Below are 21,509 nucleotides of genomic sequence, written 5' to 3' on the forward strand. Positions count from 1 at the left end.
GTCGGCGCGTCGGAACGATGCGTCACACTTTCAGATGCCAGCCGAGACGGTCCAGGCCGCGCACCACGGCCCACCAGAACAGGACGAAGGCCAGTGCGAACACCAGCGAGGGAAAGGTCGGGCCGAATTGCGGCGCCAGCCCGTTGCTGAAGCCCAGGCGATAGAGGGGCTCCCACCAGCCCAGGCCGGCCAGCACATAGACCATCGCGGCTGATCCGGCGTAGGCCGCGATCGCATTGACTCCGAAACTCCGGCCCAGCGGCGGCCACCGGCGCCTGTCCACCAGCGCATGCGCAAGCCACAGCGCCAGCATGGCCCAGCCCGCGGTCCACAGGACGTAGGAAGAGGTCCACAGGTTCTTGTTCAACGGCAGCCACTGCGACCACAGCCCGCCCACCGCCACGGCCAGGACCGAGGCCGGCAACAGGCGCCAAGATTCCCCACTGCGCAGCCACTGGCCCGCGCGCAGGCCCAGCAGCGTGGTGGCAATTGCCGACAGCGTGCTCAGCAATCCTTCGGGGTCGTGTCCACGGCCGGTAGATGCATCGTACTGATAGGCCAGTGGACCCAGCATCGCGCCATCGATGCGGCTGGCAAGGTTCTCCCACGGCGCATACGAACCCCCTGCGGCCAGCAATGCCCAGTAGCCGAGCAGCAACGCCGCAACCAGTGCCCATTGCAGCCAGGCACGCGTCGCGGTCGCCAACAGTCCAACGATGCCGAAGCAGAGGCCTATGCGTTGCAGCACGCCCCACGGCCGGAAGGCAGGCTTGCCCAGCAACCACATCGCCAGCAGGTGCAGCAGCAATCCCAATCCGATGATCTTCGCCGCGCGCAGGCACACTGCTTGACGCAGAGGGGCGGGCTCCGCACCTGCTTCCACGCGCGGCACGATGCCCAGCGCGATGGATACCCCGACGATGAAAAGGAAAAACGGGAATACCAGGTCGGTCGGCGTGCATCCATGCCACTGCGCATGCAGCAGTGGCGCGTAGACATGTCCCCAGTCGCCTGGATTGTTTACCAGCAACATCGCCGCCACGGTCAGGCCGCGCAAGGCGTCGACCGAGGCCAGGCGTGGCGCCTCGTTCACTGTTTGCCGCGGATCCAGGTCGCGACCACCTGCAGCTCGGCATCCAGCGCCACGAAGTCGGCGTGGTAACCCATTGCAATGCGGCCGTAACGGTCGCCGATGCCGAGGAACTCGGCCGGGTAGGTGGACGCCATGCGCGCGGCTTCGGCCAGCGGCACACCCAGCATCGCCACGCTGTTGCGCACCGCCGTGGCCATGTCGAGCGCCGAGCCGGCCAGCGCGCCGGCTGCGTTGCGCACCATGCCATCGCGCGCGGTGATGGTTTCACCGTACAGCTCGTAGCTGGGATTGTCGGCGCCCACCGGCGGCATGGCGTCGGTGACCAGGAACAGCTTGCCGCGCGGCTTGGCCGCCAGTGCCACGCGCAGGCTGGCTGCATGCACGTGATGGCCGTCGACGATGACGCCGCACCAGGTATCGGGATCTTCCAGCGCCGCACCGACTGCACCGGGTTCGCGCCCGGTCAGCGGCGACATGGCGTTGTACAGGTGGGTGAAGCCACGGACGCCCGCCGCAATCCCGGCGCGCGCCTGTTCGTAGGTCGCAGCGGTGTGGCCGGCGCAGACGATGGCGCCGCGCGCGACCATGGCGGCGATGGTTTCGGCGCCCACCTGTTCCGGCGCCAGCGTGATCAGGGTCAGGCCGTTGCCCAGTGAAGTGGCCAGCTCGATCTCTTCGGCGCCCGGTATCCGGAACTGGCCGGCGTCATGGGTGCCCTTGCGGGCCGGCGCCAGGTACGGGCCTTCCAGATGGATGCCGAGCACGCCGGGCACTTCCTTGGCGATGGCCGCTTCGGTGGCGCCGATGGCCGCGCGCATGCGCGCGGCATCGTCGCTGATCAGGGTGGGCAGGAAGCCGGTGGTCCCGAATCTGCGATGCGCCGCGCCAATGCGGCGCAGGGCCGCGACATCGGTGGCGTTGTTGAACAACACGCCGCCACCGCCGTTGACCTGGCAATCGATGAAACCGGGCAGCAGCGTGGCGCCTTGCAGGTCGTGGCTTTCATCGGCGCGCTGAAGGGCTTCGTGGCGCGTGGTGACTGCCGCAACGCGGCCGCCTTCCACCAGCACCGCCAGTCCGTCCTCGATGCCGCGATCGGTCAGCACCCTTCCATTGAAAAGCGCGAGGCCGCTCATGTGGTTTCGGTGACCTTGTTCAGATGCGGCGGCACATCGGGATTGTGGCCGCGGCGCAACGCCAGCGCGTTGATGGCCCGATAGAAACTCTGGATGGTCAGCAGCGGTGCGCAGGCCGGGTGCGAGGCCTGCACCAGTGGCAGATCGCCGTGCGCCGAACACACCCAGACCCCGGCCCCGCGCGCCCGGAACTCCTGCGCCAGCGCCAGCATGCCGGCTTCGGTTTCATCGGGCTGGGCGAAGCACAGCACCGGAAAGCCCGGGCCGACCAGCGCCATGGGGCCATGCTTCACTTCCGCCGAGCTGTAGGCCTCGGCGTGCAGGCCACAGGTTTCCTTGAACTTGAGCGCCGCTTCCTGCGCGGCGGCCAGGCCCAGGCCACGGCCGAGCACGAACAGGTTGTGGGCCTCGACCAGGCCTTCGGTGAGTGGCGACCAATCCGCCTGCCAGGCCGCGCGCAGGCGGTCGGGCAGCACTTCCAGCGCGTCGAGCAAGGGCTTTTCGTTCTTCCAGTTGGCCGCAAGCTGCAGGATCGCCGACAGCGAGGACAGGTAACTCTTGGTCGCCGCGACACTGCGCTCCGGCCCGGCATGCAACGGGACCACCGTATGCGCCAGCTGGGCCAGCGGGGAATCCTCCACGTTGACCAGTGCGACCACGCGCGCGCCGGCCTCGCGCGCGGCTTCGGCATTGCGCAGCAGGTCAGGACTCTTTCCCGACTGCGAGATCACCAGATACAGCGCGCCATCCAGCTTCTGTCTCGCTTCGTAGACCGAGCCCACCGACGGCGACGCCGAAGCGGTGACGATGCCCAGCTGGGTTTCGAACAGGTACTTGGCGTAGGTGGCAGCATGGTCGGAACTGCCACGCGCGCAGGTCACCACGAACGGCGGGGGATCGCGGCGCAGGTCCGCAGCCAGCTCGGCAAGCACGGCCTGGTTGCGCTGGAACTGGGCCTGGACCACGTCGGCCGCTTGCGCGGCCTCGGCAAACATCAGGGTTCCGGTCGGGTCGGGCAGGTCAAGCGGGCGGATAGGTGCGGCACTCATATGGATGACCTGGCCTCAGTCGTTGCGCGGACGGACCGGCGCAGTGGAACCGCGCACCACCAGTTGCGGGACGAAACCCTGGTTGTGCAGCGGCGCGGGATGGTCGTCATAGGCGTCGCTGCGCAGGCCTGCGATCAGCAGGCGCGCGGCTTGCCTGGCGATGTCCTCGGTGGCCTGCTTGGCGGTGGTCAGCGCCGGCCACGACTGTTTGGAAAACGGACTGTCCTCGAAGCCGGCGATCGACAGGTCGTAGGGCACGTTCATGCCCGCCGATTTGGCGGCCGCCAGTACGCCGGCGGCTATTTCGTCGTTGGATCCGAAGATCGCGGTGGGCGGTTCGCGCAGCGCCAGCAGCCGGCGCGCGCCGCGGAAGCCGTCGTCGAAGGTGTAGTCACCGGGGATGACCAGGTGCTTGTCCAGGGTGATGCCGTATTCCTTCAGCGCACGTTCGTAGCCGGTGTAGCGCTCGGTGCTGGAGCGGTGCGCCAGCCCGCCCCATAGGAAGCCGATGCGCTGGTGGCCCAGCTGGATCAGGTGCTCGGTGATTTCGTAGGCGGCGTCGTGGTCGTCCACGTAGATGCAGGGGTAGCCGTCGTTGGGATCCTCGGTCGCGGCGATGATGCGTACGAGCTTCACGCCGCGCGCGGCCAGTGCCGCGACCAGGTCCATGCGCTCTGACATCGGTGCAGTCAGCACCAGGCCTGCCAGTCGCGAGCGCTGAACGAACTCGGCCAACTCCTCGGCCAGCAACGGCGAGGTCGAATCGCATGGATGGATCTGCAGGCCGAATCCGGTTTCGCGGCAGGCGGCCAGCACGCCGTTCTGCACGCCGATGATGTGGTACGGGTTGGGGTTGTCGTAGATCAGCCCGATCACGAACGGGGTGCCGCTGCGCAGGTTGCGCGCGGACGGGTCCGGCTCGTAGTCGAGTTCGGCGATCGCATGCAGCACGCGCGCGCGGGTGCCCTGCATCACCGAGGGCTCGTTGTTGATGACGCGCGATACGGTCTTCAGGGAAACCTTCGCGTGCGCGGCGACGTCCCGTATGGTCGGTCGGCGCGTGCCCTGCTCAGCCATGCTCTGTTGCTCCCGGTGTGGCCCGCCTGTTCGTCCTGCCCGGCCGCGTGAATATTCCGCGGGCGGCAACAACGCCTTCTCGCTTTCCGGCCGTACGTGGGAAGTGGGCTGGCGAGCGTGTCCTCAACCCTGGGCCCCAAGTAATGACCGGGGCTAACGTTGTCATACTTTGTCGCGTCGGGCTACTTTCATGGCGCATCCACGAGACCTGTCACTCCCCCCGTCCACGTCGACGTCGGCCGACGGGTACTTCTTTTGACCGCAAGCAAAGCATCATTTATGAACGTATAAGGCTAGTCTTTATTCAAAAAATCAGACTCGTGCGTATTCAGTTCCATCAATGACATTAATACGACGGCATCTTCAAATTTTATGTGACAGCCCGTTGACAACGTTGTCAGAACGCTCCCACACTCCGGCGCCAATGCCCTGCGATTCGTTGCAGCGGGGCACGAGAACACGGGGAGCACTGTGGTCGCCAACGCCAATCCAACGCCGGACTCTCCAGCCTCGCTGCGGGCGCCTTTCATCGCCGCCGATGTGGGGGGGACGCACGTACGCATTGGCCTGGTGCGGGGAAGTGGCGACGCGGCGCATCCAGTCAGCGTGCTGCAGTACCGCAAATACGTCTGCGCGCAATACCCCGGCCTGGCCGAAATCATCGAGGATTTCATCGGCACCCTGCACGGCGAGCCGGTCACCCACGGCGTCATCGCCAGCGCCGGCTATCCGCTCGAAGACGGCACGGTGATCACCGCCAACCTGCCCTGGCGCCTGTCGCCCAAGGCTATCTGCGAACGACTGGGCTTCCGCGAACTGCTGCTGGTCAACGATTTCGAAGCGGTGGCGCATGCGGCCGCCTACGTGGATGCCAGCGAAGTGCTGCATCTCAGCGGCCCGGAAACCGCACCCGTGTCCGGCCCCACCCTGGTACTTGGGCCTGGCACCGGTCTTGGCGCCGCGGTCTGGATCCCGGCCGGCAAGCGCGCGCTGGTCCTGGCCACCGAGGCCGGCCAGGCTGCGCTGACCCCGGGCAACGCGCTGGAAATGGCCGTGCTTTCGGAAATGCTCAAGGACCGCAGCCACGTGCCGGTCGAGTACGCGCTTTCCGGGCCCGGCCTGATGAACCTGCACAACGCGCTGTGTGCAATGCGCGGCGGCCGCAATCCGTACCGCACGCCGGACGAGATCACTGCCGCCGCCATTTCAGGTAGCGACGCGCAGGCGCATGAAAGCCTGGAGGTCTTCTGCGGCCTGCTGGGCAGCGCGGTGGGTGACATGGCCCTGCTGTACGGCGCGCAGGGCGGCGTCTACCTGGCCGGCGGCATCCTGCCGCATATCCGCGAATTCCTCTTGAACAGCAGCTTCGTCGAACGCTTCCTCAACAAGGGACCGATGCGCGCGGCGCTGGAACGCATACCCGTGCGCCTGGTCGAGCACGGACAACTCGGCGTCATCGGCGCCGCGAACTGGTACCTCGGCCAATGTGAGGGTGATTAGGAGAAGTCGTCGCACCGAATGGATTGACTGCTTGAACGCAGGCGGATCCTCCAGCAAGTGATCGCGTAGTTGCAATGAAGCACATGCATGGCAGCCGTCTTCGCTGCCTCAACTCAACCAGCGATAGGGAAGCATCATGAACTGCAAGCAATCAATCCTTTCGGCCGCGATCGTGGCAAGCCTTGGCTTCGCCGCACAACTGCATGCGCAGGAGGTGGCAACAGCGCCTGCGGATGCAGCGACAGACCTCGACACGATCGTCGTCACCGGCATCCGGGGCAGCATCGAGAAATCTCTGGATGTGAAACGCGAGGCCAAGTCGCATGTCGAAGTCATCACCGCCGAGGACATCGGCAAGATGCCCGACAAGAATGTCGCCGACTCGCTGCAGCGCCTTCCCGGCGTCACCATAAGCTCGGCCGGCGCGACCGAGGGCGGCTTCGACGAGAACGACCGCGTGTCCATGCGCGGCACCAATCCCAGCCTCACCCTGACCCAGATCAATGGCCACCCGGTCTCCTCGGGTGACTGGTTCGTACTGAACCAGAGCGACAACGCCGGCCGCAGCGTCAGCTATACCCTGTTGCCGTCGAGCCTGGTAAGCCAGGTATTGGTGCACAAGACCTCGCAGGCCAAGTTGAACGAGGGTGGCGTCACCGGCACCGTCGACATCATTACCCGCAAGCCGACCGAATTCGCCGAAACCTTCACCGCAAGCGGTTCGGTGGGCGCCGTCTACGCCACCCTGCCGGGCGAGACCGATCCGCAGATCAATGCGCTGCTCAACTTCCGCAACGAGGCCTCGACCTTCGGCGTACTGGTGCAGGCTTTCTCTGAAGATCGCACCCTGCGTCGCGACGGCGTGGAGGTTTTGGGCTACGACCAGATCGCCCCCGGCTCGGCCAGCCCGCTGGCGGGTGTCTGGTATCCACGCGCGATTGGCGCGGCGCTTTTCGAGCAGAAGCGCGAACGCCGCGGTGGCCTGGTCGAGGTCCAGTTCAAGCCGACGGACAACCTGAGTTTCGATCTGTCCGGCTTCGTGTCCAAGCTGGATGCCTCCAACTACAACCGCAACTATCTGTTGTACAACCCGCGCATCCTCGGCGCCGGCCAGCTGCCATTGCCCGGGTATGTCGTGCGCAACAATACCCTGGTGTCGGCGGAATTTGCCCCGACGCCAGGGGTCAACACCGGCCTGTACGACATGATTTCGCGTCCGGATGAAAGCGCCAGCACCACCTACGTGGCCTTCGAAGCCGATTGGAAGGCGAGCGACAAGCTCAACCTGGACTTCAAGCTGGGCACCTCCACCGGCCATGGCGAAACCCCGACCCAGGACGTCGCCGAATGGACCGTCGGCCAGGGCACTGGCGCCTCCTACGCCCTCAACGGCATCGACCGGGCGCCTTCCTTCAACCTCAATGATTCCACGGCCACTCCGCCGGCCAACCTGGCGCTGGACTGGATCTTCGGCCTGCAGAACCTGGACATCGAGGACAAGGACACCTGGGGCCAGATCGACGCCCAGTACTTCATCGAGAGCGGCGTGTTCGAGTCGCTGGACTTCGGTGTCCGGGTGGCCAACCACGATCGCGAGTCGGCGAACGTGGTGGCGCAGGGACCCAACTGGGGTGCCAGCCCGTTTGATCCGGCAACGTTCCCGCAGGGCTACAGCAACTATCCCGGTGACTACGCCAGTGGCCTGGGCGGCAACTTCCCGCGCGACATCTGGTACTTCACCGCCGAGCAGATGGCGGCATGGAATGCCGTGCAGGCCAATCGTGACCCGGTCGTTCGCCGCTACCCCTTCTACGATTTCTCGCTGGAGGAAAAGACCCAGGCTGCCTACGTGCAGGCCAACCTGTCCGGCGACCGCTGGAGCGGCAACGTCGGCGTGCGCCTGGTCAAGACCCGCACGGAAGTGCTGCAGTATGTGCCGGGCGGCACCACTACCACACCGGGCGCCATCCAGGGTTCGGCCTTCGGCATCTTCTCGCCGTTCACGATAAAGAACGACTACACCGACGTCCTGCCCAGCGCCAACTTCAGGTTCGAGCTGAGCGACACCCTGGTCGCGCGCGTGGCTGCCACCCGCACCATGGGCCGGCCCGACTACTCGGCACTGGCCGGAGGCCTGAACCTCTCGCCGCCGGCCGACGAGAACGACGTCGGTGGCGGCAATTCCAGCAACCCGAACCTCAAGCCGATCTACTCCAACAACTACGACGCCGCACTGGAGTGGTACTACGCGCCGCGCTCGCTGTTGTCTGCCAGCGTGTTCTACATGGACATGTCGAGTTATGTCAGCCAGGGCGCCAGCAACCAGCAATTCCTGACTTTCGATGCGGCCCACCCGGACGGCTACCTGGGCAACTACCTGGTCACCTCGCCGATCAACGCCCCGGCCTCGGCCAAGGGCATCGAACTTTCGTGGGAACAGCCGCTGGGCGAACATTTCGGCTTCAACACCAACTACACCTACACGGACGCAGAAGAAGATGATGGCGACCCGGTGGTCGGCGCTTCGCGCAACACCTTCAACCTGGTGGGGTATTTCGAGAACGAACACTTCAATGCCCGTGTCGCCTACAACTACCGTTCGCACTTCTACAGCGGCCTGGATCGCCGGTCTGCGTTCAACCAGGACGACACGCAGTCGGTCTCGGCCTCGGTGGGCTGGACCTTCAACGACATGGTCAGCGTCTCGCTGGACGGCATGAACCTGAGCAACGAGAAATTGAAATACTACGCGGACAACAAAGACCAGCCACGCGGCATTTACAACAATGGCCGCCAGTATTACCTGAACCTGCGTTTCAAGTTCTGATCGACAGACAAGGCATCAATTGATGTGCTTCCCTCACGGGCCTGGACTTGTCCGGGCCCGATTTTTTTGCGAGAGACTGGCGACATGACAAGAACATCCAAGCGGCAAGCTGGCTACCGGTTCCGGGTTCTGCTTTCGGCCATGCTGGCACTGGCCGTACCTTTGGCCTGCAATGCGATCGCCGGGCCCACGGGCTCGCCCGCCACGGCGACGGAAACGGGTTACTCACTGGTGCCTCTGCCGGCAAGCCTGCAGCCAGCCAAGGGCAGCTTCCGCATTTCCAGTACTACATCCCTGCTGGCCGAGGGCGATGCGGCCAGTGCAGTCGCCAGGCAGTTTGCCGATTACCTGCGGACGACACGCAAGCTTGAGGTGCCGCTATCGCGCCCCGGCAACACGGCAAAAGGCGGAGTGATCGAGTTCGTGATCGATGCAGGCATCGGCGGAGGCCCGGAGAGCTACCGGTTGGACGTAAACCCGCATCACGTCCGGGTGGCGGCAGCCGAGCCGCGCGGCCTGTTCTATGGCGCAGTGACGCTGTGGCAACTGGCGACGGCGAACCCGGAGGTGCCGATCACGATCCCCGCATTGCGCATCGAAGATGCACCACGCTTCGGCTGGCGCGGCCTGATGCTGGATTCGGCGCGCCACTTCCAGTCGGTGGGGGAGATCAAGCAGCTGCTCGATGCGATGGCGTTGCACAAGCTCAACACCTTCCACTGGCACCTTACCGACGACCAAGGCTGGCGCATCGAGATCAAGCGCTATCCGAAACTGACCGAAGACGGCGGCTGCCGCATTCCCGCGGGCGATGGCGGCATTGGCGCCGACGGCAAGCCCAGGCCCTATTGCGGCTTCTACACGCAGGATCAGGTACGCGAGGTGGTGCGCTATGCCGCCGAACGCCACATCACCATCGTGCCCGAGATCAACGCACCGGGGCATGCACAGGCGGCGGTGTCGGCGTACCCGGAGCTCGGCGTCACCGGCAAGCAGCTTCCCGTGCTCAACGAATGGGGCGTCAACACCACCTTGTTCAACGTGGAGGAAAGCACCTTCCAGTTCCTGGAGAACGTGCTGGCTGAAGTGGTCGAGCTGTTTCCGGGCACCTACGTGCATGTCGGCGGCGACGAGGCGGTCAAGGACCAGTGGAAGGCTTCGGCACGCGTGCAGGAACGCATGCGCGAGCTAGGCGTTAAGGACGAGGCCGGCATGCAGAGCTACCTGGTCAAACGCATGGAGAAGTACCTGGTCGCACACAAACGCCGCCTGATCGGCTGGGACGAGATCCTGGAGGGCGGCCTGCCCGAGGAAGCCACGGTGATGTCGTGGCGCGGCATCGAAGGCGGCGTCACCGCAGCCGGCTTGGGCCACGACGTGGTCATGGCGCCCTCCTCGGAGCTGTATCTGGACTATCTGCAGACCGACTCCCCGAACGAGCCGCCCGGGCGTCCGGCGCTGATCCCGTTGCAGCAGGTATACGCCTTCGAGCCGATTCCGGCGGCGCTTCCCGCAGACCAGCGCGCGCACATCCTCGGCCTGCAGGCCAATGTGTGGACCGAGCACATGCGCAGCTACGGCCGGGTCCAGCATGCGATTTTTCCGCGGATCGCCGCGCTGGCCGAGACCGCCTGGTCGCCACGTCAGAAAAAGGACTGGGCCGGATTCCGCGCCCGCCTGGCGGCACAGTTGCAGCGCTATCGCCTGCTGGGCATCGACTACGCGCAAACGCCGTTCGAGGTACGCAGCGTGGTCAGCGACCAGCCCCAGGGCAAGGCGCTGGTCACCTTGTCCAATCCCCTGGGTTATCCGCAGATGCGTTACACCATCGATGGCGGCGCACCTTCCGCGCGATCGGCTGCGTACAAGGCGCCTTTCGAAGTGAAGCTGCCGGCCGAACTGCGTGCGGCGGTCTTCGTGCAGGGGCTACCGCTGGTCCCCGCGCAAGCACGCAAGCTGGATGTTTCGTCGCTGCTGAGCCGCAGCGACGAGGAACTGGCCATGTGCACCGGCGCGCTGACGCTGCGCCTGGAAGACGACGGTCCGCTGGAAGGAGAACGCGCCCTCTTCAACGTCGACATCTTCAATCCGTGCTGGCTGTGGAAAGCGGCCGGACTGGATGGCATCGCCCGCATCGAAGTGCGGGCAGGCCGCATGCCCTATTACTTCCAGCTTGCCCATGACGAACCGGCGCGCAAGTTCAAGCCGGCGCGCACGCCGCATGGCGAACTGGAAATCCGCGCGGGCTGCGCAGGTGCCGTGCTCGCAAGCGTGCCTTTGCCGGCCGCCACCGATGCCGATGGATTCGTGATCCTGGGAGCCATGCTGAAACCATCGCCGGGCAAGCAGGACCTGTGCGTGTTCTTCACCGGTGACACCCGTCCGACAATGTGGGTGCTGGACCGGTTGACCCTGCAACCCCGGTAATCAGCAGGCGCGGGCCTCGCCCGCGCCTACCCGGGCAGGCGCTGCTCGATGCGCAGCAACAGGTCGCGCCATGGCGTCAACGCCATGGCCATGCCAAGCGCCACGCCCAGCGAGTTGAACAGCGCATCGACTGGATCGGCCGACCGGTAAGCCGTCATCCCCTGCGCGAACTCGATGGCGATTCCCAGCACCACCAGCGCCGCGGCGGCCTGCCACAGCAGGCGGCCGCGATACAACTGCACCGCCGCCGCCGACAAGCTGAAATATCCCAGCAGGTGCTCGACCTTGTCGCTGTTTTCAGGCAACGGCGGCAACCCGTCCAGCGGCACCAGGCAGATCACGACCAACGCCACTACCGCCAGTGACCACAGCCCCACCCACACTCGCGGCCACCGCAGCGGCTTGAGGCCCGTGCTCACAACCGCCATGACAGGTCACCGGCCAGGAAGGACGCGCCCAATTCGACATCGCGCGCGAACCCCATCACCTGGAAGCGCTCGCCCATTTCGCTGGGCAGGGTCAAGGTCTTGGCCTCGTTGCGCAGCTTCTGCAACTGGATCTCGCTGGCCCGCGACTCGGCGTCCTCCAGCAATTGCGGCAGGCCGTTGCCGAGCAGGAAGCTGGACTGGTTGCAATAACCGGCCAGGTCGAAGCCGGCCTGCGTGCCCGCCTCGGCCAGCGCGGTGAAATCAACCGATGCGGTGAGGTCCTGCAAGCCCGGCCACCGGTAGGCATCGTTGTGGACCAGATGGCGGTAGAACGCGCGCAGCGTGCCGTTGTCGCGCTGGGGCAGGTAGAACTCGCGGCGCGGGTAACCATAATCGACGAACAGCATCGCGCCGGCGTCCAGCCCGCCCATCACCGCCTGGATCCAGTACGGCAGTTGCGGCAGGATCTCGGAGCGATAGCCATCGGGGAAGGTGTAGCCCAGCGTTCGCTCTAGATGGCGCACGGCAGCGGCCAGCAAGGGATCGGCGGGCCGGTCAGTGCGGAGGAAGTGGCCTTGCCCATCCAGCGCTACATGTTCCTCGAAGACTTCGCCTTCGTGCAGGGTGAAGCGCGAGGTCGGCAACGCATCGATCACCTCGTTGGCGAACAGCACGCCGTTCCACGCCGGTTCGGGCGGGCCATCCAGCCATTCGACCAGGTCGAACACCGGCGGAATCAATCCGCGACCCAGCCGCTCACGCTGGCGTTCACGCAGGTCCGCACTGGGTTCCAGGATCGCGTACCGCGCGGGCAGCGCATCCATCGCCAGCAGGCGCTTGAGCATGACCTCGGCGAAGGCGCCACTGCCGCCGCCAATTTCCACGAACTCCGCTTCAGGCCCCAGCTGCCGCAATACCGGCGCCACTGCCTCGGCCATGCAACCGGCAAACAACGGGCCGAGCTCGGGTGCGGTGACGAAATCACCGGCAGCGCCGAACTTGGTGCTGCCGGCGCTGTAATAACCCAGGCCCGGTGCGTACAGGCAGCGCTCCATGAAGCGCGAGAACGGCAGCGTGCCACCGGAAGCGGCGATTTCTTCACCAATCAGGGACGTCAGGGCGTCGCTGTGGCGGGCTGCATCGGGATCGGGAAGGGGAAGTTCGGGCATCGGACGATGGCGGGGAGCGGGTGCGCCATCTTACGCGTCGGCCATGCGCGCTAGCCAAGCACAGGTGGCCCGCATAGAATCGTTGGTGCACAGCACAATGGCAGTACAAACAGCCACATGACCTATTGCGTCGGCATAGAAACGGACGAAGGCCTGGTCTTCGCGGCGGATACGCGCACCAGCGCTTCCTTCGACGACGTGCGGGTGTACCGCAAGATGCACATCTTCGAGTACCCGGGCGACCGGGTCTTCGTGATCATGTCGGCCGGCAACCTGGCCACGACCCAGCTCACCATTTCGCGGCTGATGCACGACGCCGAAGATGCCAGGTCGACGCGCAGCCTGCGCACGTTCACGCACCTGTACGAAGTGGCTGAATACGTGGGCGAAGTACTGGTCGCCAGCCAGATCAGGATGAAGGACGAGGCGCAGCAGAGCGGGGTCAGCGTGCAATCCACCCTGATCCTGGGCGGTCAGATCGACGGCGAGCGCCCCGGCCTGTACATGATCTATCCCTTGGGCAACTGCATCGCCACCTCGCCCGAAACTCCCTATCTGCAGATTGGCGAATCCAAGTACGGAAAGCCGATCCTGGATCGCATCCTGCGCCCGCAGACCACGCTGGAGGATGCGGCGCGCTGCGCGCTGGTGTCTCTGGATTCCACCATCCGTTCGAACCTGTCGGTCGGCCTGCCGATCGACATCGCCCTGATCCGTGCCGGCGACCTCAAGGTCACCCAGAAGATGCGCATGGAAAGCGACACACCGCTGTATTCGGAAATCCACGAAACCTGGTCGCGCAAGCTCGAGGCCGCCGTGCACAGCCTGCCGCGCTTTCCATGGGAGCCGGCGCGTGCCGAGGAGGAGCAGGCCTCTTCATCGGTCCCGGCGCTGCCGCCGCGGCGGGTCGCGCCCAGGCCGGACCCCGGCGATGCGTCGGGGCAACAGCAGTAGCCGACAGGCTTCGGCGCCAACCGGTCACGACAACGGCAATGCGGTCTGCATCGGGTCGATGCTGCCTTCACCGCGCGCGATCTTCTTGTACTCGGCGCGACTGACCGACACGTAGCGCTCGTTGCCGCCGATTTCCACCTGCGGCCCGTCCTGCACCGCACGCCCCTGCTCGTCCACGCGCACAGTCATCGTGGCTTTCTTTCCCGAGTGGCAGATGGTCTTGATTTCGGTCAGCTCGTCGGCCCAGGCCAGCAGGTACTGGCTGCCTTCGAACAGTTCGCCACGAAAGTCGGTGCGCAATCCGTAACACAGCACCGGGATGCGCAAGTTGTCCACCACCTCGCTGAGTTGCCAGACCTGTGCGCGCGACAGGAACTGGGCTTCGTCCACCAGCACGCAATCAAGCTTACCGTGACTGGCGATATCGGCATGGACCAGGTGCTCCAGGTCGGTGCCGCGCTCGAAGGCGATGCCCTCGGCGCTCAATCCGATCCGCGAAGCCACCACGCCGCTGCCGGCGCGATGATCCAGCTTGGGCGTCAGTATCGCCACCCGCATGCCGCGCTCGCTGTAGTTGTGCGCCGACTGCAGCAAGGTTGTGGTCTTGCCGGCGTTCATCGCCGAATAATAGAAATAGAGCTTGGCCATCCGGCGATTCTATCGCCGAGCCGTCGGCCGGTCACCGTCGCTGGCAGCCCTCATCTTCTGCCTGGCACGAGCCAGGCACGACAATGCAGCTCCTTGCGCCACATCCAAGAACATGCTCATGGCGGATCCTTGGCCGCAGGCGCTGGCTTGTCCGCGCTCTCGAGTTCGCCAACCTGGACCTTGCCCTTGCGTGCCCCGGGGGCATCCCATACCTCGTCCTGCCACTTGAAATATTCCTCTGCACGCCAGTACTTGGGCGCGTAGTACTCGTCGCCGCGTATGGTCATGCCGCTACCCGCGTCGGGGCCGGTAAACGGGATGATCTGCAGGTTGCCCACGAAGCCGACGCGGCTGCCGGAGGTCATGCGCTGCTTGCGCAGGATTTTGGCCATGCGCGGCTTGGCCGCCGCGTCGCCGTATTCCACCAGCAGCGACTGCCCGCGCGCGATCGCGTCGCGCTGTTCTGCTTCCGACAATGTCCCCCAGTACTGTTCGCGCTTGATCACGAAATTGGAATAGAAGCGCTCGGCAGCCAGGTCCATCCATGCGTAGCCCAGTGCACGATCCTGCGGCACGCCAATGCCCTTCCAGTGCATCTCGGCGATCATCGCCTGCGCCGGCTTGTCGGCATAGCGCGCCGAACGCAGGAAGTACTGCATGGCCTCGTCGTAGCGCTTGTTGGTGTAGGCGTGCAGGGCCTCGCGCCGCCAGCGCAAGTCCGGATGCGCCGACAGGAAGCCTTCCGTCATCACATTGGCCGGGATTCCCGCTTCGCCGACGTAATTACCTTGCCTGGGACGCTCCATCGGCTGTTCCAGCTCGGCCTTGAAGGGAGGCGGTGCCTCGGCCACTCCGGCAAGCACCGGCCCCGAGGCCATTGCCAACGCCAGCAGCGTGAATTGATGAAGCTTCATACGGAGTTCCTTTCGTCATGTGGCAGTCATTACCGGGCCCCGTTCCATGGGCGTAACCAGGAGTACGTCGGCGGGCGGCAGTTCGTCGCCGCGTGCTCCTTGTGGGGCGAAGCTTAGGCGGGTACTTCACCCAATGTCTGTAAACTGATGGCATATACGACGGCTCCTGCATGAACTCCCTCAACTCTCCCCAACGCGACGCAGTCAGGCACTGCGAAGGTCCCCTGCTGGTCCTCGCAGGCGCGGGCAGCGGCAAGACCCGCGTCATCATCGAAAAGATCGCGCACCTGGTCACTTCGGGCCGCGTACCGGCCAAGCGCATCGCCGCGATCACCTTCACCAACAAGGCCGCCAAGGAAATGCGCGAGCGCCTGGGCAAGCGCCTGAGGGGCGATGCCGCCGAAGGTCTGACCCTGTGCACCTTCCATGCGTTGGGGTTGAAGTTCCTGCAGATCGAGCATGCCTCGGTAGGCCTCAAGCGCGGCTTCTCCATCTTCGATGCCGACGACAGCAATGCCCAGATCAAGGACCTGATGCCAGGCGCCAAGAATGACGCGATCGAGGCGGCCAAGAACCTGATCTCGCGGGCCAAGAATGCGGGGCTCTCGCCAGAGGAAGCACTGGCTGCCTCAAAAACGACACGCGAGCTGGAAGCGGCCAAGTTGTACGCGCGCTACCAGGCGCGGCTGGCCACGTTCAATGCGGTGGATTTCGACGACCTGATCCGCCTGCCGGTGCAGGTGCTGGAAAACGACCATGAGATCGCCCTGGCCTGGCGCGAGCGCATCGGCTACCTGCTGGTGGACGAGTGCCAGGACACCAACGACGCCCAGTACCGGCTGTTGAAGATGCTGGCCGGCCCGCGCGGTGATTTCACCTGCGTGGGCGACGACGACCAGAGCATCTATGCCTGGCGCGGCGCCAACCCGGACAACCTGCTGCAGATGGCGCAGGACTATCCGGCCCTGCAGGTGATCAAGCTGGAGCAGAACTACCGCTGCAGCAACCGCGTGCTGCGCGCGGCCAATACGCTGATCGCCAACAATCCGCACGAACACCCCAAGAAGCTGTGGAGCGACCAGCCCGACGGCGACCGCATCCGCGTGTGGGAATGCCGCGACAACGAGCACGAAGCCGAGAAGGTCGCCGCCGAGATTTCCTACCTGCATGTGGCGCGCGACGCGGCGTGGAGTGATTTCTGCATCCTGTTCCGCGGGAACCACCAGTCGCGGCCGCTGGAAAAGGCGATGCAGCTGCTGCGCATCCCCTACCACCTCACCGGTGGCACCGCCTTCCTGGAACGCCAGGAAGTGAAGGACGCCCTGTCGTGGCTGCGCCTGGTGGTCAATCCGGACGACGACGCCGCCTTCCTGCGCGCGGTGCAATCGCCCAAGCGCGAAGTCGGTGCGACTTCGCTGGCCAAGTTGGCGGAAATGGCCCAGCACGCGCAGTTGCCGATGTCGCGCGCCGCCGAGTCGATGGGCGCACTGAAAGCCCTCACGCCACGCGCGGCCAACGGGCTGAGCGCTTTCGTAGATATCCTGCGCGACCTGCGCACGCAATCTGCGCAACTGTCGGCGGCCGACCTGGTGCGCCGCCTGGCCGAACGTTCGGGCTTGCTGGCCGAACTGCGCGCGCAATGCAAGGACGATGCCTCGTTCGCGCGCCGCCGCGCCAACCTGGATGAACTGGCCGACTGGTTCGAGCACACCAGCGGCAACGAGCGCCGCGGCAACGCCGGCGACCTGGCCGCGCAACTGGCGTTGCTCTCGCGCAACGACAAGGACGATGGCGGCAACCAGGTGCGGCTGATGAGCCTGCATGCGGCCAAGGGCCTGGAATTCCGCTACGTCTTCATCATCGGTTGCGAGGACGGCACCCTGCCGCATGAGATGAGCCTGGAGGAAGGCAACCTGGCCGAGGAGCGCCGGCTGATGTACGTGGGTATCACCCGCGCCAAGCAGGGCCTGTACCTCAGTCACAGCCGCGAAACGCGCCGCTTCGGCGATCGCCTCAGGCTCAAGCCCAGCCGCTTCCTGGATGAACTGCCGCAGGCGGAGCTGCAACGCGACGGCGCCGACCCCGAGTTGGACGCAGCCAGCAAGAAGGAACGCGCCAGCGCCGGTCTGGCGGCGATCCAGGCCCTGTTCGACTGAGCACGGCCTGATCCTCGTTGCGGCTCTGATGGCGCGTCGTGCGTCGGTTTTCATGGGCCGATACGGCCCGCCACCATCGCTGCGTTACGCTGGACGCCCTCGTTGACCGCGCGCGAATCCCATGACCCGATCCAGTCCTGCCTGGTTGCTGATCGCCTTCCTCATCGCTTTTGTCGGCGTGGGTTTCCGCTACTGGCAGATTCCGTACCCGCAGGTCTCGTTGCCCGAATCCCTGTACGGGCCGGGCCTGGTTGCCGTAGGCGTGGTCGCGATGCTGGCGCGCGCGTTCGGGATCGCGCGGTTCTGGAAAGTGTGGCTGTCGATCGCCGCCAGTATTCCGTGCGCCGTGCTGGCGCGCCTGCTGGTGGAAAGCTCCACCCATCCCGGCGCCAACGACCTGTGGCCGGCGGACCTGGCCGTGGCGGCCGGCACCGGCCTGGCGGTTGCGCTTGCCGGCACGCTGCTGGGCAGCCTGTTCCTGCTACGCAGCAGCAGGCGACCGGCCTGAGGCTGGACTCAGGCTTGCGTCAACGCGGCGATGGCCGCGCGCAATTCGGCCACTTCGCCTTCCAGTGCCTGCACGCGCGCTTCCAGCGCCGGCGAGGCTGATTCAGCCGGGGAGGACGAGGACGCGATCCTCGCCGTCACCGCAGCCACGTCGACCGCGCCGCTGAGCAGGTGCACGTAGCGGTCCTCGCGCTGGCCCGGACCGCGCGGAATCTGCTGGACAAGTGCCGGCTGCCGCGCGATCAGGCGATCAAGATGGTGGCGCACGTCGTCGGCATCATTGAACGTGGCCAGGCGCTCGCTGCGCGCCAGCAGTTCATGCACCGTCTGCGCCCCGCGCAGCAGCAGCAGGCCCACCAGCGTGAGTTGCTGCCGGGACAGGTCCAGGGTCTTGTCGGCGCGGTGTTCGTAACGTTCGGCGCGCGAGGAGAACACCTGCCTGGCCAGGCCTTTCTGTTCCAGCTGGCGCAACGCATGGCTCGCATCGCCGACGTTCAGGGCCATGGCCGGGTCGCGCGCGGTCTTCTGGTTGGCGGCGACCAGCGCCGCATTGATCGTCAGGGGATAGGCATCGGGCGTGGTGGCTTCCTTTTCGATCAGGCAACCCAGCACACGTGCTTCGGCAAGGGTGAGCACCAGTGCGGTCTCGTCGTGGGTCGTATCCATATGCGCTACCTCTTGAACAGCGCGCAAGGATAGCGGACCGGGCAGCGCCGCAAGCGCCGACCGTCATCGGCAGCCGCTAAACTGCGCCCTTTCCACGTCGAAGATCTCCCATGCGCCGACTGCTGCTTGCCACCTGTGTCCTGCTTCCACTTAGCGCATGCAAGCGCGTCGAAGCGCCGGTCATCCCCGCCCCGGCCACGACCGCCGCCGCGCCCGTGAAGGCGGCGGCGCCGGCCCCAGCAAGCGTCGTGTCAGCGCATGACAACCTCAATGCCGTGGCCTGGGTCCAGACCTCGGTGGAATACCGCGCGCTCAGTGAGCAGACCTACCGCGCCGCCGCCGAGCAGCTGGACAAGGCGCTGAAGGAAAAGAACTGGGACGCGCTGGTGCCCGAGGAGCGCGGCAACGCCGCCACCGGCCTGAAGCCGGCCGTGGTCATGGACGTCGACGAGACCGTGCTGGACAACTCGCCCTACCAGGCACGCCTGATCCGCGACGGCGCCGATTACGACGAGGTGACCTGGGCGCAATGGGTGGCGGAAAAAAAGGCCAAACCTGTACCCGGAGTGGTGGACTTCGCCAAAGCCGCCTCCGCCAAGGGCGTGACGATCCTCTATATCTCCAATCGTGCCGAGCATCTCAAGGAAGCGACCCTGGCCAACCTGAAGTCCGCGGGCCTGCCAGTCGCCGACGACAGCGTGTTCCTGGGCTTGGGCACCTTCGTCAAGGATTGCGAGCAGAACGGCAGCGAGAAGAACTGCCGGCGCAAACTGGCCGGGCAGAAGTACCGGGTGCTGATGCAGTTTGGCGACCAGATCGGCGACTTCGTCGAGGTGCAGGTCAATACCCGCCAGGGCCGCGACAGCCTGTATGACGAATACAACGACTGGTTCGGCGAACGCTGGTGGATGCTGCCCAACCCCACCTATGGTTCATGGGAGCCGGCCCTGTTTAACAACGAATGGGCCAAGCCGGCCGAAGCGCGGCGCCAGGACAAGCGCGCCGCGCTGGACTACGCACCGTGACGGCGCGCGCCAAACTCGAGTTGGCGCCGCGTGACCGCCTGATCTTCGCGCTGGACGCCCCCAGTCGCGAGCAGGCGCTGGACTGGGTGGACCGCCTCGGCGATGCGGTGGGCTTCTACAAGATCGGCATGGAGCTGCTGGCGTCCGGCGACTACTTCGCCGTGCTGGACGAACTGGCCCGCCGCGACAAGAAGATCTTCGTCGACCTGAAATTCTTCGACATACCCGCCACCGTGGCCGGCGTCATCCGCGGACTGTCACGCTGGCCAGTGACCTTTGCCACGATCCATGGCTGGCATGCCGGCATGATGCAGGCCGCCGCCGAGGCCCGTACCGGTGAATTGCGCCTGCTGGCGGTGACGGTGCTCACTTCTATGGATGCCAACGACCTGCATGAGATGGGCATTTCCGGCGATCCTGCGGCTATCGTCGTCCAACGCGCATTGGCGGCGCAGGCGTGCGGGATTGATGGGGTGATCGCCTCGGGCCAGGAAGCAGCGCCTCTCCGCCAGGCCTGCGGCCCCGGTTTCTCCATCGTCTGCCCAGGCATCCGTCCCGGGGGTCGGGCGGGGGACGACCAGAAGCGCACGGTGGGTGCCGCCGAAGCATTCGAGCTTGGAGCTGATGCCATCGTAGTGGGGCGGCCGATCAGCCTGGCCGCCGACCCCCGTGCAGCCGCGGAGGCAATCCAGCGGGAAATCATCGGGTAAGCTGAAGCAAATCAAACAGTTGCAGCAATTCAATTGAAGTGTTGCATTAACTTTTTACGCGACCTAAGATGGCCGCGTCCGGTCTTGGCCGGAAATGTGCCACAACAATGTCTACCGGCTTCGGCCGGCTTCAGAGGCCCTCTGGTTCCGCAAGGAAACACGGCCTCTTTTTTATGCTGGCGGCCGGCACTGCGCGTGATGGCGGTACTTGTGGACGACCTTCGCAGCCAGCACCATGCGGCTGGATTGGGGACGCCTTGATCATGCCGCCACGTTTAGCTTCGCCAACAACAAGCCTGCTCGCCCTGCTGCTGTGCACGCTGGGCGCCTTGACGGGCTGCAAACCCGATGCCAGGCCGCCGCCGGTGGTGGCCAGCGGTCCCGAGGCAGCCGTCAGGCAGCTGGCCCGACACCTGCATGACAACGACCTGCAAGGGTTCGCCCGCGATGCCGTGCCGGCAGCCGATTACGCGCGTCTGGAATCCGCCTGGCGCGACGGACGCAGCCGCTGGCCGTTGACGGAACTGCCGCTGGACGACCAGCTGGAGCCGCTGCTCACCACCCTGGCCGCACCCGATGCCGAACGCACCCTGCAGCAGGGGTTCAAGCGCAATTTCGCCAACCAGGGCAAGGACCTGAAGGACGCGGCCCGTTCGCTGGGCCTGTTCGGCGTGCAGTACGTCAAGCGCGAGGGTGTGTTCACCGACGAGGAACGCGTCCACTACGCGCAGGTGATCGCGGCCCTGGGGGACTGGGCCGAACGCGCGCCACTGTCTGATCCGAAGCGCGGTGCCGCGGCCATTCCCCCACTGGTGGCGGCCGCGCGCAGGACCGGCCTGAGCACGGCCCAGAGCTTCCACGACGCCGGCATGACCGGCAGCCTGCACCGGCTTTCGCCGTTCCTGGCCCAGGCCAAGGCGGTGCTGGCGGACTACGGGCTGCCGCTGGACCGCAGCCTGGCCGAACTGGACACCACCCTGGTCGAGCAGAAGGGCGATCTGGCCCGGGTCCGCATCGCCTATCCGCTGGGTCGGCGCAGGATCGATACCGTGGTCAGCCTGCAGCGGCGTGGTGGGCGCTGGTACCTGAGCGACCACCTGCGCCGGGCCGAACAGGCGCTGGCAGCGCCGGCCGGCGAAACGGCCGCGGCCGAAATCCTGCCGGTCCCTGCCGCCAAGGCCGATTGATGGCCGCACCCGGGGCCAAACGGGCGCCTGGGCCAT

The 21,509-nt window shown here is 65.7% G+C and carries 18 protein-coding genes; 9 read left to right on the forward strand and 9 right to left on the reverse strand.

What is annotated here, in order from left to right; all coding sequences use genetic code 11:
* Positions 1-22: 22 nt before the first annotated feature.
* The 4 genes from DT603_RS11325 to DT603_RS11340 are packed head-to-tail and all read right to left on the reverse strand — an operon-like array spanning position 23 to position 4,355.
* Entirely contained in the window at positions 23-1,093 is a 1,071-nt protein-coding gene (locus DT603_RS11325; protein ID WP_162350000.1) for a heparan-alpha-glucosaminide N-acetyltransferase domain-containing protein, read from the reverse strand.
* Entirely contained in the window at positions 1,090-2,229 is a 1,140-nt protein-coding gene (gene nagA, locus DT603_RS11330) for an N-acetylglucosamine-6-phosphate deacetylase (RefSeq protein WP_162350001.1), read from the reverse strand. Before nagA ends, DT603_RS11325 begins: the two co-directional genes overlap by 4 nt.
* Positions 2,226-3,278: an SIS domain-containing protein gene (locus DT603_RS11335; RefSeq protein WP_162350002.1), complete on the reverse strand. Its 1,053-nt coding sequence runs from the start codon at positions 3,276-3,278 to the stop codon at positions 2,226-2,228. The genes nagA and DT603_RS11335 overlap by 4 nt, the downstream gene beginning before the upstream one ends.
* Before the next feature lie 15 nt (positions 3,279-3,293).
* The gene (locus DT603_RS11340) at positions 3,294-4,355 is read right to left on the reverse strand and encodes a LacI family DNA-binding transcriptional regulator (RefSeq protein ID WP_162350003.1); all 1,062 of its coding nucleotides are present in this window, start codon (positions 4,353-4,355) and stop codon (positions 3,294-3,296) included.
* A 471-nt stretch (positions 4,356-4,826) separates the two neighbouring features.
* Here DT603_RS11340 and DT603_RS11345 point away from each other — a divergent pair, with 471 nt between their 5' ends.
* The 3 genes from DT603_RS11345 (at position 4,827) to DT603_RS11355 (ending at position 11,109) form a co-directional block, all read left to right on the forward strand.
* Entirely contained in the window at positions 4,827-5,855 is a 1,029-nt protein-coding gene (locus DT603_RS11345) for a glucokinase (protein WP_162350004.1), read from the forward strand.
* Positions 5,856-5,991: 136 nt separating this feature from the next.
* The gene (locus DT603_RS11350) at positions 5,992-8,682 is read left to right on the forward strand and encodes a TonB-dependent receptor (protein WP_162350005.1); all 2,691 of its coding nucleotides are present in this window, start codon (positions 5,992-5,994) and stop codon (positions 8,680-8,682) included.
* Positions 8,683-8,766: 84 nt separating this feature from the next.
* Entirely contained in the window at positions 8,767-11,109 is a 2,343-nt protein-coding gene (locus tag DT603_RS11355) for a beta-N-acetylhexosaminidase (RefSeq protein WP_162350006.1), read from the forward strand.
* 26 nt (positions 11,110-11,135) lie between these two features.
* Here the strand turns inward: DT603_RS11355 and DT603_RS11360 are convergent, their stop codons facing one another.
* Both DT603_RS11360 and DT603_RS11365 read right to left on the reverse strand, forming a co-directional pair.
* The gene (locus DT603_RS11360) at positions 11,136-11,537 is read right to left on the reverse strand and encodes a VanZ family protein (protein WP_162350007.1); all 402 of its coding nucleotides are present in this window, start codon (positions 11,535-11,537) and stop codon (positions 11,136-11,138) included.
* Positions 11,525-12,706: a class I SAM-dependent methyltransferase gene (locus DT603_RS11365; RefSeq protein ID WP_162350008.1), complete on the reverse strand. Its 1,182-nt coding sequence runs from the start codon at positions 12,704-12,706 to the stop codon at positions 11,525-11,527. The genes DT603_RS11360 and DT603_RS11365 overlap by 13 nt, the downstream gene beginning before the upstream one ends.
* Positions 12,707-12,823: 117 nt before the next feature.
* Here DT603_RS11365 and DT603_RS11370 point away from each other — a divergent pair, with 117 nt between their 5' ends.
* Positions 12,824-13,660 (forward strand): proteasome-type protease, encoded by an 837-nt coding sequence (locus DT603_RS11370; protein WP_162350009.1) that lies wholly within the window; start codon positions 12,824-12,826, stop codon positions 13,658-13,660.
* 24 nt (positions 13,661-13,684) lie between these two features.
* On the opposite strand, the gene DT603_RS11375 is transcribed toward DT603_RS11370, so the two are convergent.
* Together DT603_RS11375 and DT603_RS11380 are read right to left on the reverse strand one after the other, a co-directional pair.
* Positions 13,685-14,308: a thymidine kinase gene (locus DT603_RS11375; RefSeq protein WP_162350010.1), complete on the reverse strand. Its 624-nt coding sequence runs from the start codon at positions 14,306-14,308 to the stop codon at positions 13,685-13,687.
* A 116-nt stretch (positions 14,309-14,424) separates the two neighbouring features.
* Complete coding sequence (locus DT603_RS11380) at positions 14,425-15,222, reverse strand: sel1 repeat family protein (protein WP_162350011.1); 798 nt, start codon at positions 15,220-15,222, stop codon at positions 14,425-14,427.
* Between the two features lie 170 nt (positions 15,223-15,392).
* Between DT603_RS11380 and DT603_RS11385 the strand changes: the two genes are divergently transcribed.
* A complete protein-coding gene (locus DT603_RS11385) occupies positions 15,393-17,378 on the forward strand; it encodes a UvrD-helicase domain-containing protein (protein ID WP_162350012.1) in 1,986 nt (661 codons plus the stop codon).
* A gap of 121 nt (positions 17,379-17,499) precedes the next feature.
* Positions 17,500-17,886 (forward strand): hypothetical protein, encoded by a 387-nt coding sequence (locus tag DT603_RS11390; protein ID WP_162350013.1) that lies wholly within the window; start codon positions 17,500-17,502, stop codon positions 17,884-17,886.
* 8 nt (positions 17,887-17,894) lie between these two features.
* Here DT603_RS11390 and DT603_RS11395 read toward each other — a convergent pair whose 3' ends face one another.
* Positions 17,895-18,551: a YceH family protein gene (locus tag DT603_RS11395; protein WP_162350014.1), complete on the reverse strand. Its 657-nt coding sequence runs from the start codon at positions 18,549-18,551 to the stop codon at positions 17,895-17,897.
* 110 nt (positions 18,552-18,661) lie between these two features.
* Between DT603_RS11395 and DT603_RS11400 the strand changes: the two genes are divergently transcribed.
* The 3 genes from DT603_RS11400 (at position 18,662) to DT603_RS11410 (ending at position 21,473) form a co-directional block, all read left to right on the forward strand.
* Positions 18,662-19,576, forward strand: a complete 915-nt coding sequence (locus DT603_RS11400; protein ID WP_162350015.1) for a 5'-nucleotidase, lipoprotein e(P4) family — start codon at positions 18,662-18,664, stop codon at positions 19,574-19,576.
* Positions 19,573-20,286: an orotidine-5'-phosphate decarboxylase gene (gene pyrF, locus DT603_RS11405; RefSeq protein WP_343037753.1), complete on the forward strand. Its 714-nt coding sequence runs from the start codon at positions 19,573-19,575 to the stop codon at positions 20,284-20,286. The genes DT603_RS11400 and pyrF overlap by 4 nt, the downstream gene beginning before the upstream one ends.
* 263 nt (positions 20,287-20,549) lie before the next feature.
* On the forward strand, positions 20,550-21,473 hold the full coding sequence (locus tag DT603_RS11410) for a hypothetical protein (RefSeq protein WP_162350017.1): 924 nt from the start codon (positions 20,550-20,552) through the stop codon (positions 21,471-21,473).
* Positions 21,474-21,509: the final 36 nt, after the last annotated feature.

The organism is Pseudoxanthomonas gei, from assembly GCF_010119615.1.
Lineage (GTDB): Bacteria > Pseudomonadota > Gammaproteobacteria > Xanthomonadales > Xanthomonadaceae > Pseudoxanthomonas_A > Pseudoxanthomonas_A gei.